Raw genomic sequence first — 14,539 nt, 5'->3', positions numbered from 1 at the left:
GCGAAAAACACGTAATTTGATGCATCTTTCACTCCAAAGAGACCAGAGCACTTGAAAAAGATGAGACCGATATTCCTCATTGCGGTCGTACTGTTATGCTGTACCTCTACAGTACATGGACAGTTTTTCAAAAAAAAGAAAGACAATAAGAAAGCTGAGCTTGTAGAATTGAATTCTGATTCGGTATCTGTGGAGGTTACGGATATCATTTTTAGAAATATAAACAAGGTTGGTCTTTACACCAACGATAAGCAACTTAAAAGGATTGATAAGCTAGATAGGGAGAAGAACTGGAAGGAACTTTACCCTGAACTGAAGGAATATGTATCTAATTTCGGTATTCAGAATTTTGCGTATCAAACCTACTATTTATGGCGGCTTGCGAAGCTGACGGAAGTTTTTGGTACAGTAGATCAGGCTCGGCCTCTTTACAGCCTTGTTTTGAAGCACCATAGAAGAGGGCTCCCAATTGAAGATGTACTAGCGCGGTATGATTCCATCAATCCCAATAAAATGGAATATTATGTTCCGTTAGAGTATTACTATGAACTAGTGGAGTATCGCAGACAGGTGGACACGCTTATACCTCCGCGCGGTGTGCTTACTACTATGGGAAATAAAATCAATTCTTTAATGGAGGATTATGCGCCAAGCGTAGCCAAAGGCGATGAAATTCTACTACTTACTTCCAAAAGAAATGCACACAATGAAGGCATTAAAGTAATTAGTAATGAAGATATTTTTATAGCCCAGAATACCGAAAATGGTTGGGGCGAAGCTAAGCCTTTTGAAGCAATCAACAGCAAATACAATGAAGGTTCGGCTGCAATGACCAAGGATGGAAATACCATTTTCTTTTCACGCTGCGATGCACCCGATAGCTTTGGCAATTGCGATTTGTACACTTCTGTTTTTCAGGGTGACACCATTTGGACGGAACCTAAAAACATGGGGCAGTTGATTAACTCAAAAGGTTGGGACTCGCACCCTACGCTTTCGCCCACGGAAGATACCCTCTACTTTTCATCTGATCGCCAAGGTGGCTTTGGCTTGGCAGATTTGTACTACACTTATAAGAACCAGCAAAACAAATGGGCTCAGCCACAAAACCTAGGGCCAATTGTAAATACGCGCCAGAACGAAGTTAGTCCTTTTTATCATCCAGAACACAATGTGCTCTACTTTAGCAGCAATGGTCACTTGTTGAATTTTGGCGATTACGACATCTATAAAGCCTATAAAGAAGGAATTAATTTTTCTGAACCGATCAATATTGGGCCTTTGGTGAACGGACCTGGAACAGAGTTTTACTTTACAATTGATAAGGCTTCTAAAGATATTTTTTATTCTCGTTCAGAGGAAAAGAGCATGAAAAATCTGGACCTTTTTTCTTTTCCATTGCCCATGGGTGGGCAACCTTTGGCCACTACCCGATTTATGGGACGAATACAGAGCGTAACAGGAAAAATCCCTCAAAATATGGTGGTCTCAATCATCGATTTGGATGAGGGTGTGGAAGTAGCACCAAAATTCGCCAGAGAAGACGGTACTTTTGAATTTGACTTGATCAACCAAAGAAATTATTTGGTGGTGATTCAAGGAGATGACTTCTTCCGATTAGAGAAAATGTTTTTTCTGGATGGCGATACTGAATATGAGGGTATTGTAGAACGTGTGGCCAGTAAAATTGAATTTGCCTCTTTAGAGTTTGAAAATGGTAAATCAGACATTCTTCCAGACATGGAAGGTGACCTAAAGAAAGTGGTAGATTTTTTAATTGATCATCCGTCATTCAAACTCAATGTATCTGGCCATACCGATTCTAGTGGCGATGCAGTTTTAAATCTTGCCCTTTCTCAACAAAGGGCCCAATCGATAAAAAACTGGATTGTAGATGGGGGAGTTGATAGTCAACGCATTAATGCCATTGGCTACGGAAGCCAACGCCCCATTGTTAAAGAAGAAAAAACGGATGAAGACCGCGCAGTCAACCGCAGGGTAGAGTTTGAAATCTATAGAGAGGCGCAGGAGGGTGGGAATTAGTTTCTTCTAGGCCAAGTAATTTCGAATAATTTGTATTTGGCTAGAAGATTTGAACTGCTTTTAAATTGATTGTTTTCTGAGCTTCTAAATTCATTTTCTAAGGTTTTATTTTTCTGCTCTTCAAATATTCATCTGGAGTCAAAACGGGAATTTCTGATACTTTAAAATCTTTCCCATTTCGAGTAATGAGTAAATTGCACTCTGTTTTTACTGCGGAATAGTATTGTAAAGCATCTTCAAAGTCAGCGAATTTTGACGAAAGTCCTTGGTCGATAATTTTGTCCGTTAAATCTGAAGTTTCGGCAATGACTTTAAGTTTCCTTATCTTCTCTTTTACAAGCTCATTGTTCTCATACCTAGAGAGAAGGTAATACACTGTGGAGTAGGTTAAAGCAGAGACGATAATCTGTACTTTCCCTTTGTCTGCAAGTGTTGCAATTTTTGCCGCAGATTCGTAAAAAGGTGCACGTTCACCCAATAAATCAATCACTATATTGGTGTCGAGAAATAGTCTGTCTTTCATTTGTACTTCTCTGCAAGGTGGTCACCGTAGTCTTTTTTATAATCTAAATCGGCAGGTATTTTAACTCCTGTTTGCATGCTTTTCACAAAGGGAGATATCTTAATATTGTCTTGTGAAGAGGCGTCTTCCTTATCAATTAATGTTTTTAAGTAGGATTCAATCAGGCGAGAGAGACTTCTCTTTTGAGATGAAGCATATGCCTTTGCTTTGTCAATCACTTGTTTGTCAAGCTTTAAAGTCAATTTTGTATCCATAGCAATCCTTTTATTATACGTACAAATATAAATATATTAGACGTATTATAAAAACGCTTTAGCGGAGGATTTGGTTGTTGGTGGCGACTTAAGAATGATGAGTGCGGATTGAAAGCCCTAAAAGTATGAGAGTTTGCTCAGTCAGTTATCGGTTTGAAAGTGACTTGGTGTGGCATCCTCTATACAATCGAGACTGCGCAAAGTAATTTAAATGTCAACGTCAGTGATTATCCATTCATTTTTAACTTTAATCAGCGATATAACTATGCTGTTTCTCCAAAATGATTTTTCCTCTCCGTTAATACTGTAGTATTCAATCTCTACTTGGCGTGATGTATTATCTATAAAAATTTGCCTGTTTATTTTGATTCCATCACATAACTCCTGACCTCCAATCCATTTGTAGGAGTTGTCAAAATCGCATCCAATATTTTCATACTCAAAAATGTCATCAAAGCTTAAGAACTTCTCTTTTGTCATTTTATTAAGATTATCCTCGCAGGCTTTGTAAGCCAATCTTTCTTTATTTAACAAAGTCTCTGAGAACTTATATTTGGTCAAATTCGCTAAATACTTTGTTAGATCTAACTGAGCAGTATCGCTTGAATTAATTCTGAAAACAGGTCTATTTTCTTCATTGTTTTCATATTTGTTTGAATAGATATACCATTCGAAAAAATCATAGACAGTTTCTGCAACTAAGATTGAATCCTGATTTCTGTCTTGACCATTAACATTTATAGAAATAAAAGTCAGGGTAAGTAATAATATTTTGTTTATTATTTTCATTGATTTTCGACCTGTGATTCTATGAGCTATGATGTTGGCTAACAGCCACGAATATGACTGTTAGCCATAAATATATTGAATTTTATTGCTGCCACACTGGCTATAATCATGCGCCACAATAATTTATCACTTTTACCTCACTCGTAAAAACAAAAAAAGATACCCTTGTGAGGTATCTTCCTTATTTAAAATTTTTGCTTCTGTTCTAAATTCCGAAAAGCTTTAGAATATCATTTCCGAATACAAATACCATTAGTAAAAGGAGAATGGCCATACCTACTTTTTGGGCGTTTTCAAGAAATTGATCTGAAGGCGCTTTGCCCGATACCATTTCGAAAAGCAAGAACATTACGTGTCCACCATCCAATGCTGGAATTGGTAATAAGTTCATAAAGGCTAATACCATAGAAATAAAGCCTGTGATTCCCCAGAATGCATTCCAGTCCCAAGTTTTAGGGAACATGTTTACAATACCAATTGGCCCACTCATATTTCTGGCAGACATTTCGCCATTGAACTTGAACATTTTGCCCATGGCCTTGGCGTTAAGAATTACAGCGCCAAATGCTTTTGAAGTGCCTCTTGGAATGGCTTCTGCTAAAGTATATTCATTTACTTCTAAAGGCGATGGCAATGCAATACCTATTTGCTTATCTTCATTAACATCAATATCTACAGTCATTTCCTGACCATTTCTATCGATTAAAAAAGCAACATTTTGACCCGCATAGTTTTCCATTTCAGACCTCAGTTGGTCGTAATACTGAACTTCAACGCCATTGGCTTTTAAGATTTTATCTCCTTCTTTTAATGGAATATCAAAGCCTTTTTGAAAGCCACCTACCATTGAAAGCTGTCTTGGCTCTAAGAACTTGTCGTGAAATTCTTCATCGCTCAGGTTATTCAAAAAGCCTTTTGGGATTGGAATATCAAGCTGCTGTCCGCTACGCTCTACTGTCCAGTAACCATCGGTAGTAAGTAGTGTTTCACCACTGGTGATGTCACCAAAACGGTCGTAATCAGTACCATTTACCTTGATTACCTTGTCGCCAGTTTGGAAGCCTACTTCTTGGGCAATTTCACCAGCAACTACACCGTATTCTTTTGAAAGTTTGGCTGGAATATAAGCTTCTCCCTGATTGTAAGTAAGAATTACAAAGGCAATAATACCTGCAATTACATTCACGATAATACCTCCCAACATTACGATTAAGCGCTGCCAAGCTGGTTTAGAACGAAATTCCCATGGTTGTGGCTCTTGTTTCATTTGCTCTTTATCCATGGATTCATCGATCATCCCAGATATTTTAACAAAGCCACCAAGAGGAATAGCACCTAAACCGTATTCTGTATCTCCTTTTTTGAAACTGAATATTTTTGGAGGAAAGCCAATGAAGAATTTCTCCACTTTCATTCCAAAAAAACGAGCGGCAAGCATATGGCCTGCTTCGTGAATTCCTACCAAAATTGATAGGGCCAGCAACAGCTGAGCAATCTGTACTATAGTTTCCATTAATTAAATTATGTGTTCAAATGCTATTTTTCTCGTCTCCTCGTCTGTAAAGACATAGTCCTCATACGTTGGCTTTTTAACAAAGGATACCTTTTGCATACAAGCTTCAACTACATCGGACATTCCTAAGAAGCTGATTTCATCCTTAAGAAATTTTTCTACCGCCACTTCATTGGCAGCATTTAATATACAAGCCATGTTTCCGCCTTGCTTAAGGGCTTCATACGCCAGGGCCAAGTTACGGAAAGTCTTTGTATCGGCCTGCTCAAAAGTAAGGGCAGGATAATTCAAGAAATCGAACCTTGGAAAGTCCGTTTTGATTCTTTCTGGGTAGGTCATGGCAAACTGAATGGGCAGCTTCATGTCTGGCAAACCCATTTGTGCTTTCATACTACCATCCTCAAACTGCACAATCGAGTGAATGATTGATTGTGGATGCACAATGACTTCAATCTGTTCTTGCTTTAGGTTGAAGAGCCACTTGGCTTCAATTACCTCAAGCCCTTTGTTCATTAAAGAAGCAGAATCGATTGTAATTTTTGCGCCCATGTCCCAGTTGGGATGTTTCAAGGCTTGTTCTTTGGTTACTGTTTTAAGGAAATTGATGTCTTTTCCTCGGAACGGACCACCAGAAGCAGTAAGTATGATTTTTTCGATTGGGTTATGAAATTCTCCCACCAAGCATTGGAAAATAGCCGAATGCTCGGAGTCTACGGGGTAAATATTCACTCCATATTGTTCGGCCAATGCGGTAACCAGTTCTCCCGCCACTACCATGGTTTCTTTATTGGCCAAGGCAATTGGCTTTCCGCTTTCAATGGCTTTTATGGTAGGCTTTAGCCCAGCATAACCTACCAAAGCAGTAAGTACCAAATCAATGCTGTCCATTTGTACTACCGAAGAAAGTGCATTTTCGCCAGCATAAACCTTAATGTCATGGCGATCTAGAGCATCAAAAACTTTGTCGTAATAATCGTCATTACCAATAACCACCGCATTGGGTTTGAAGGCAATGGCTTGCTGAATCAGTAAATCGCAGTTGTTTTGCGCGGTAAGCACTTCTACCTGAAAACGGTTTGGGTTGGCTTGAATCACCTCTAAGGCTTGTGTGCCAATAGAACCGGTTGAGCCCAAAATGGCAATGTGCTTCTTCTTAATTTCTTCCACGTAATGCTTAACTATTTCAGATAATGTAAAAGTGCATCTGCAAGTTTACGGTCGTTTGAAAGGCGAGGTACTTTATTTTGCCCACCTAACTTGCCCTGCGATTTCATGTAATTTCTGAAAGCATCGCGCGACAATGATTTTACTTCCAGATTTTTTAGAATGCTACCCGAAATTAAGTCATCGTAGTAAGAATTCAGTTTTCGAAGCTGCAAATTTAGGTCTTTTTCAAAGGCCTCCAAATCAGATGGTTCTTTGGCAAATTCAACATACCATTCGTGCAGAGGTAAACCGCTAGCTGGAGTTACGTTGGGAGCTACTGTAAACTCTACCAATTCAGTTTCTGGTTGCTTTTCAACCGCGTATTTCATGGCCTTTTCTACTTCTTCGCCAATTACGTGTTCGCCAAAGGCAGAGATAAAATGTTTGATTCGGCCCGATACCACAATACGATACGGGTCTTTCGATACAAATTTTACCGTATCGCCAATAGAATAGCCCCAAAGCCCAGCGTTGTTATTGATTATGAGAGCGTAGTTTTTATCCAATTCTACATCGTCAATAGAAAGGCGTGTTGGGTTTTCATCAAAGTATTCATCTGCCGGAACAAACTCGAAGAAGATGCCACTATTTAACAGCAGCAACAAACCCTTTTCCTTTTGAGAGTCCTGATAGGCAATAAACCCTTCAGAAGCTGGGTATAGCTCAATACTGTCAATTTCTTTTCCAATACTTTCGAACAGCTTTTGGCGGTAAGGCTCAAAATTTACCCCACCATAAATGAAGAGCTCAAACTTGGGGAAAACGTCTTTTATCTTCTTGCCAGTTCTGGCTTGAATGCGGTCGAAATACATTTGTACCCAAGGTGGAATGCCTGAAATCAAGCTCATAGGCTGATCAAGCGTTTCGTCAATAATGGCATCGAGTTTTTGTTCCCAATCTTCAATACAATTGGTTTCGTAACTCGGCAATTGATTGCCACGCAAATAGCTTGGTACATGATGGTTTACAATTCCAGAAAGTCTTCCTGTATTGATTCCCGCAGTTTTATAGGTTTCTGGACTGCCAGAAAGAAATATAAGTTTGTTATCTAAAAACTTAGATTTTCCTGTTTCGGCTACATAACTGAGCAAGGCATTTTTAGCGCTCCCAATGTGGTTGGGGATAGAGTCTTTTGTAATGGGAATGTATTTGGTGCCTGAAGTAGTGCCCGATGTTTTTGCAAAGTAAGCGGGCTTGCCTGGCCAAAGCACGTCCGATTCGCCATTAAGGATTTTCTCTATATAAGGCTTGAGCTCTTCGTAGTCACGAATGGGTACGTATTTTTTGAAATCATCATAAGTTTTGATTTTTTCAAAATTATGGTCTTTGCCAAAAACGGTACTACTGGCCGCTTTAATGTTTTGCTGAAAAACCTTGGTTTGCGAGGCGCTAGGGTTCAAAGACCATTTGCGCTGTTGCGCTGCCATGTAGGCTGCCAAAGGCTTGCTAAATATTGACCGTATTCCCATAAGAGGCAAAGATATGTTTTTTGGAATCCTGAAAACACCGAAACCCAAGAATCTCAGTGAATCTGTTTTTGCTTTTAACCTTAATTAACAATGCACAGATTACCAACAATATGTGCGTTACGTATGTTTGAATAATGTAAAATGAAAGTTGACATGACTTTTGTGAACCTCTTTTACATTTTTGAATTTAGATAAAATAAATATTTAGGATACAGATATGAAAAGCGCAGCAAAGATTATTCTTCTGGCTTTTATGGCCGGATTGGCCGGAGCCTTTGTTTTCCAACAATACTTGAGCCCTGCTCAAATAAATGAAGTTATAAGAGAGGTGCCAACTAGCTTTAGGCAAGCAAGCTACACTAATGATAAATCGAGTGAAGCAATAACAAGTAGACCATTTGAAGCCCCGGCCGATTTTAGAACTGCCGCAGATAAGTCGATTCGTAGTGTAGTCTATATTAAAAACCTACAACGCAACAGAAGAAGTATGTCTTTCTTCGATTATATCTATGGGCGCGAAGGAGCAGGCTCTGAAGTGGCCATTGGCTCTGGTTCTGGAGTGATTTACTCAAAAGATGGCTACATTATTACCAATAACCATGTAATTAAAGGAGCCGATGAAATTGAGGTAATGCATGAAAAAAGAACCTATAGAGCAACGCTTGTAGGTACTGATCCAAACCTCGATTTGGCGGTATTGAAAATTGATGCAAAGAATTTACCATCCATTGAAATTGGCAGTAGCTCAGATGTAAGAATTGGAGATTGGGTATTGGCAGTAGGTAATCCTTTCAACTTAACCTCTACCGTAACGGCCGGAATCGTAAGTGCAATTGGTAGCGAAACCGCAGCCCTAAGAGAGAACTTTCCCTTAGAACTTTACATTCAAACCGATGCGGCAATTAACCCTGGAAACAGTGGTGGAGCTTTGGTAAATACGGATGGCGAATTGGTAGGGATTAACTCTTCAATCATTTCCAGAACAGGATCTTATGCAGGTTATGGTTTTGCTGTGCCTTCCGACATTGTTGTAAAAGCAGTGGAAGATTTGAAGAAGTACAAGTATGTACAGAAGGCTTATACAGGTGCCGATGTGGCAGAAATCAATGAAGAATTAGCAAAACGAGAGAACCTGAAAGATTTAAAAGGAGTGTTCGTACAATCTATTAAAAGAGAAAGTGCAGCAGATAGGGCAGGACTTGAGGCCGGTGATGTGATTCTAACTTTAAATGGAAGACATATTAATAGCAAATCCACTTTTGATGAGTTACTCACTTATATGTCACCTGGAGATAAAGTTCTTATAGAGTATAGGAGAAATCAGCGTGTAGCCGAAACATACTTGACCTTGGAGAATGTTTTAGGAAATACAGATATTTTGGATAGCCAATCTGGGTTGAGCGAAGACGATATTCACTTCTCTGATTTTTTAGGAGCGGAAATGAGAAAGCTAACTCAAGTAGAGCTTGAAAAGAATGGCTTGAAGTATGGAGTTAAGATTACTAAAATTAATAAAGACACAGGCTTTATGAGAAAGCTTAATGATCTTAAAGAAGGAGATATTATTGTAGCGATTAACCAAAGATGGGCTGGAGACCCATCGGCTGTTGCCAATTACCTAGAGCGCTATTCCGGCAGAATACAAATAGATATTCTTGACGCCAAAGGAAAGCAGAATACATTGAGGTATAGGTTTCAGTAATGGGATAAACAGAATTAAAAAAGGGGCTTAAGCCCCTTTTCTATTATACTGATTTCATCCTCATCTTCTTTTTCAACTCATCCATACTATGGCAGAATTTAGCGTCAATTTCAATCATATCGCTAACAGATTGCACCGCATGAATCACGGTAGAATGATCTCGGCCACCAAAGTGGTAACCAATAGATTTTAAGGAGTGATTTGTATATTCTTTGCAGAGGTACATCGCTACCTGCCTTGCAATTACTATTTCCTTCTTTCTAGTTTTATCCTTTAAGTCTTCCACACTAATTTGGAAGTATTCACCCACCGACTTTTGGATGTAATCCACTCCAACCTCAGACTCAATGTCGTGAACAATGTTTTTAAGCGTTTGCTTTGCCAGCTCAAGACTGATTTCTGTTTTGTTTAGCGTAGCATGCGCAATCAAAGAGATTAAAACACCTTCCAGTTCACGCACGTTGGTGTCCACGCTATAGGCCAAGTATTCCACCACATCTTCAGGAATATAAATCCCGTCAGACTGCATTTTCCGAGAAATAATGGCAATTCGAGTTTCAAAATCAGGCATCTGCAAATCGGCAGTTAGCCCCCATTTAAACCTAGAAAGTAACCTGTCTTGCAAGCCTTTCAAATCTCTTGGAGGTCTGTCGCTCGACATAATGATTTGCTTGCCGCTCTGGTGCAGATGATTGAAAATATGGAAAAACATTTCCTGAGTTTTCTCTTTACCCGAGAAGAACTGCACATCATCTATAATCAAAGTATCTACTTGTAAGTAGAAGTTGGTAAAGCTTTGGATGCTGTTGTTCTTAATTGCGTCAGTAAACTGGGTAGTAAACTTTTCGGAAGACACATAAAGCACAAAATGCCTTTTATCGTCTCTTCTAATTTTATTTCCAATAGATTGAATGAGGTGGGTTTTTCCCAAGCCAACACCGCCATAAACCATCAATGGATTAAAAGAGGTGACACCGGGCTTTTCGGCTACTGCAATACCCGCAGATCTTGCCAAACGATTACAGTCCCCTTCAATATAATTTTCGAAATCGTAGTTTGGGTTCAGGTTAGAATGTCTGAATTCATCCTCGACCGAAGGCATGTCAAACGGGCTATGTATTTTAGCAGGTTTGTCTTGCTCCCATTTGTTTTTTGGTGTCTGATTTGGCAGAGTTACAGAGTAAGCCTGATTCTGAGCACTTCCACTATCTACAATTACAGAATATTCAAGCCTACCATTTGGCCCCAATTCAGTATGAATTACTTGTCTTAAAAGTTGAACGTAATGTTCTTCTAGGTACTCGTAAAAAAACTGGCTAGGTACCTGAATTGTAAGAATACCTTCGTGCAGCTTGAGCGGAGCTATAGGTTCAAACCAAGTTTTGAAACTTTGGTCGCCAACCTGACTCCTAATAAATCGGAGACAGTCTTCCCAAACCGATACGCAATCTTTCACCATCAATTGATTATGCAAATTGGATAAAAAACCCCAAAGTGATTTTTGGGGGACGACAAAAATGATAAAAATAAGACGAACATGAAAGGCGAATTCATAAGAGAGGCGAAAATAATTTAGCCGTTAAAATGTACCCCGTCAGCTATGTGCCTCAGTGCCTGTTAAATGGCACAAAGCGTTTTCAATATACAGTTGATAGAGGTGAATTTCACTTTAAATCAGCATGGCGATTTGAAATCCCTTATTTTCGTGTCATTAAATTGAAGGAGTATGGAGCAAAGACTTTTCGATGACTTTAAAAAGCCAGAGCCCAAGGCTTGGCAGAACCAAATTATTAAAGAACTGAAGGGCAAACCTATTGAAGAGCTCAATTGGAAAATTGCTGGTGTTGAAGGCAAGCCTTTTTACACTGAAGAAGATTTGCCGAGTTCTTTACCTCAATTACAAATCCCAAATCATCAGGCGGAAGCTTTGGGAATCAGAAACTGGGTCAATTACCAAGTGATTGAGGTGGAGACAGAAAAAACAGCCAATGAAAAGGCGCTTTCGGCATTAAATCAGGGTGCTACAGGAATTCTGTTTGGTTTAAAATCAGTTCCGAACTTCGATATACTCCTAAAAGACATACTTCTCGATTACTGCCATATTGCCTTTGAGATAAAGAACGATTCAGAAGCTCTACTCAATTCTTTTGAAGCATACGTTAAAGTAAAAGGTGCTGATGAAAATGAAGCAAGAGGTTTTATTCGTTCCAATGAATCTCCAGTATTAAGTAAGCTGCCTAATTTCAGATTTTTTCTTTCAGAAGAAAAGCATGAAAATGCTAACTTAGGTTTGGCCATCCTTCTCGGAAAAACCATTGATGTTATTGATCATAAAACCAAGTCGGTTGAAGAAGCTGAAGCTTGGTTGAAGCAATTACAGTTTAACCTCAATGTAGGTGAATCATACTTTTTAGAGATCGCCCGTCATCGCGCATTAAGGATTCTAGTTGCTCAGCTCGCAAATTCGTATGGTTTTGAATTAGCACTGAACGATATTCAAATTTCCTCTAGCTCTGGCCAATGGAAAGAACCTACCAAGGATGAGTATAATTACCTGCTCCGCGCAACAACGGAAGCCATGACAGCCATTATCGGAGGAACAGACGCTGTGATTATTCAACCTTTCCATCATTTGTTTCCGAAAAATCCAGCCCAAGGCGAGCGCATAGCAAGAAACATTTCTACCATTCTTAAAGACGAATCTTATTTGGACAAAACCCTCGATCCGTCTGCTGGCTCTTATTATATAGAATCACTGACCGCCCAATTGGTAGAGAAAAGTTGGGCCATTCTTCAAGAAATTGAAGAAAAAGGAGGTTTAAAAAACCTTTCTGAAACAGACATTAATGCTTTAGCCCTTTAATCCGAAATTATGAGACCGACATTAAAACCACTCAACATTTCGGCTGAAAGTACCCAGACTAAAGTTGCCGAAAGCTGGAAAACAGCAGAAGGAATTGAAGTGCCTTCAACGATTTCCTTTTCCGAAATTAAAGATGCCGAGCATTTAAAATTTGAAGCGGGAATTCCTCCCTACTTGCGAGGCCCTTATGCTTCAATGTATACCCAACGCCCTTGGACGATCCGTCAATACGCTGGATTTTCTACTGCCGAAGAATCAAATGCTTTTTACCGAAGAAATTTAGCAGCAGGGCAAAAGGGACTGTCTGTGGCTTTCGATTTAGCAACCCACAGAGGTTATGATTCCGATCATCCGCGTGTGGTGGGCGATGTGGGAAAAGCAGGTGTGGCCATTGATTCCATCTTGGACATGAAGCTGCTTTTCGATCAAATTCCACTCGATAAAATGTCGGTTTCAATGACCATGAACGGAGCGGTTTTGCCCATTATGGCTTTTTATATTGCTGCTGCAGAAGAACAAGGCGTAGCAAAAGAAGAATTGAGTGGAACCATTCAGAATGACATTCTGAAGGAGTTTATGGTGCGGAATACCTATATCTATCCGCCCTTGCCTTCTATGAAAATCATTGGCGATATTTTCGAGTATACGTCTAAAAATATGCCTCGATTTAACTCCATCAGTATTTCGGGTTACCACATGCACGAAGCCGGTGCGCCAGCGCATATCGAGCTGGCTTATACGTTGGCAGACGGTTTAGAGTACATCCGCACAGGTATTAACGCAGGAATGGATATTGACACCTTTGCCCCCCGTCTTTCTTTTTTCTGGGGAATTGGTATGAACCATTTTATGGAAATTGCTAAAATGCGAGCAGGGCGCTTGCTTTGGGCAAAAATCGTAAAACAGTTCAACCCAAAGAACGAAAAGTCGATGGCACTGAGAACGCACAGCCAAACTTCGGGCTGGAGTTTAACAGAGCAAGATCCTTTCAATAACGTTACTAGAACTTGTGTGGAAGCCATGGCCGCTGCGCTTGGTCATACGCAATCGCTGCATACAAATGCCTTAGACGAGGCCATTGCCCTGCCTACGGACTTCTCTGCAAAAATCGCCAGAAACACTCAAATCTACCTTCAGCAAGAAACTGACATTACCAAAGTGGTAGACCCTTGGGGCGGCTCCTATTATGTAGAATACCTTACCGAAGAGTTGGTAAAAAAGGCTTGGGAACTGATTGAAGAAGTGGAGGAGCTAGGCGGAATGGCCAAAGCCATTGAGCAAGGTCTTCCTAAAATGAAAATTGAAGAAGCCGCTGCCCGTAAGCAAGCCCGAATTGATTCAGGCAAGGACATTATTGTTGGTGTAAATCAATATCAGGTAGATGAAGCCTTAGATTTCGATTTACTAGAAGTTGATAATGCTTCGGTAAGAAAATCGCAATTGGAAAGACTGGCGGTTTTGAAAGCCAACAGAGATACAGCAAAAGTGGAAGCAAGCTTAAAAGCATTAGAAGATGCCGCTCGTTCTGGCAAAGGCAATTTGCTCAAACTTGCTGTGGATGCTGCTAGGCTGAGGGCTTCTTTAGGGGAAATTTCTACAGCATTGGAAAATGTTTTTGGAAGACACAAAGCTGTGATCAGATCAATTTCTGGTGTATATTCAAACGAAGTGAAAGACAACGAAGACTTTAAAAAAGCCCGAGAACTGGCCGATAAGTTTGCCGAAATGGACGGTCGAAGACCGCGAATTATGGTAGCGAAAATGGGGCAAGATGGCCACGACCGTGGTGCCAAAGTGATTGCTACCAGCTTTGCCGATTTAGGCTTTGACGTAGACATTGGACCACTTTTCCAAACCCCAGAAGAAACGGCACTTCAAGCAGCCGAAAACGATGTGCATATGATTGGCGCTTCGAGTTTGGCCGCAGGACATAAAACCTTAATTCCACAACTTATTGCTGAATTGAAACGTCTAGGGCGTGAAGACATTATGGTAATCGCTGGTGGCGTAATTCCTCCAGCCGATTACGATTTTCTGAGAGAGGCTGGAGCTGCGGCTATTTTTGGTCCGGGTACCGTAATTGCAAAGGCGGCTCAGGAAATTCTTCTTAAGTTGATAGAAGAATAGTGTACCGAAAAAAACGGTTAAAGATTTTAACCAGAACTAAATATCAGATT

General features: G+C 40.0%; 11 protein-coding genes. 4 read left to right on the top strand and 7 right to left on the bottom strand.

Annotation, left to right across the window (positions count from 1 at the left end; genetic code table 11):
* The first annotated feature begins 60 nt into the window (after positions 1 to 60).
* Positions 61 to 2,043: an OmpA family protein gene (locus tag AAC026_RS01180; RefSeq protein ID WP_339694322.1), complete on the top strand. Its 1,983-nt coding sequence runs from the start codon at positions 61 to 63 to the stop codon at positions 2,041 to 2,043.
* Between the two features lie 97 nt (positions 2,044 to 2,140).
* Here AAC026_RS01180 and AAC026_RS01175 read toward each other — a convergent pair whose 3' ends face one another.
* From AAC026_RS01175 to AAC026_RS01150, 6 genes are all read right to left on the bottom strand, one after another.
* Positions 2,141 to 2,566 (bottom strand): PIN domain-containing protein, encoded by a 426-nt coding sequence (locus AAC026_RS01175; protein WP_339607499.1) that lies wholly within the window; start codon positions 2,564 to 2,566, stop codon positions 2,141 to 2,143.
* Positions 2,563 to 2,820, bottom strand: coding sequence for a DUF6364 family protein (locus tag AAC026_RS01170; protein ID WP_339694319.1), 258 nt, complete (start codon positions 2,818 to 2,820; stop codon positions 2,563 to 2,565). Before AAC026_RS01170 ends, AAC026_RS01175 begins: the two co-directional genes overlap by 4 nt.
* A gap of 207 nt (positions 2,821 to 3,027) precedes the next feature.
* Entirely contained in the window at positions 3,028 to 3,609 is a 582-nt protein-coding gene (locus tag AAC026_RS01165; protein WP_339694317.1) for a hypothetical protein, read from the bottom strand.
* A gap of 205 nt (positions 3,610 to 3,814) precedes the next feature.
* Entirely contained in the window at positions 3,815 to 5,122 is a 1,308-nt protein-coding gene (gene rseP / locus AAC026_RS01160) for an RIP metalloprotease RseP (RefSeq protein WP_339694314.1), read from the bottom strand.
* Between the two features lie 3 nt (positions 5,123 to 5,125).
* Entirely contained in the window at positions 5,126 to 6,289 is a 1,164-nt protein-coding gene (locus AAC026_RS01155) for a 1-deoxy-D-xylulose-5-phosphate reductoisomerase (protein WP_339694311.1), read from the bottom strand.
* A gap of 11 nt (positions 6,290 to 6,300) precedes the next feature.
* Entirely contained in the window at positions 6,301 to 7,797 is a 1,497-nt protein-coding gene (locus AAC026_RS01150) for a GH3 auxin-responsive promoter family protein (protein WP_339694308.1), read from the bottom strand.
* 217 nt (positions 7,798 to 8,014) lie between these two features.
* On the opposite strand from AAC026_RS01150, the gene AAC026_RS01145 reads away from it, so the two are divergent.
* Positions 8,015 to 9,499 carry a trypsin-like peptidase domain-containing protein gene (locus tag AAC026_RS01145; RefSeq protein WP_339694305.1) on the top strand — a complete coding sequence of 495 codons (1,485 nt, stop codon included), beginning with the start codon at positions 8,015 to 8,017 and terminating at the stop codon, positions 9,497 to 9,499.
* A 43-nt stretch (positions 9,500 to 9,542) separates the two neighbouring features.
* Here AAC026_RS01145 and dnaA read toward each other — a convergent pair whose 3' ends face one another.
* Positions 9,543 to 10,958: a chromosomal replication initiator protein DnaA gene (gene dnaA, locus AAC026_RS01140; RefSeq protein ID WP_339694302.1), complete on the bottom strand. Its 1,416-nt coding sequence runs from the start codon at positions 10,956 to 10,958 to the stop codon at positions 9,543 to 9,545.
* Between the two features lie 267 nt (positions 10,959 to 11,225).
* Between dnaA and AAC026_RS01135 the strand changes: the two genes are divergently transcribed.
* Both AAC026_RS01135 and scpA read left to right on the top strand, forming a co-directional pair.
* Positions 11,226 to 12,362, top strand: coding sequence for a methylmalonyl-CoA mutase family protein (locus AAC026_RS01135; RefSeq protein WP_339694299.1), 1,137 nt, complete (start codon positions 11,226 to 11,228; stop codon positions 12,360 to 12,362).
* Between the two features lie 9 nt (positions 12,363 to 12,371).
* The gene (gene scpA / locus AAC026_RS01130) at positions 12,372 to 14,489 is read left to right on the top strand and encodes a methylmalonyl-CoA mutase (RefSeq protein ID WP_339694296.1); all 2,118 of its coding nucleotides are present in this window, start codon (positions 12,372 to 12,374) and stop codon (positions 14,487 to 14,489) included.
* Positions 14,490 to 14,539: the final 50 nt, after the last annotated feature.

It is taken from the genome of uncultured Roseivirga sp., from assembly GCF_963973945.1.
Taxonomy (GTDB): domain Bacteria; phylum Bacteroidota; class Bacteroidia; order Cytophagales; family Cyclobacteriaceae; genus Roseivirga.
The sequence above is the reverse complement of the archived record's forward strand: the minus strand, read 5'-3'. Positions and strand labels throughout refer to the sequence as shown.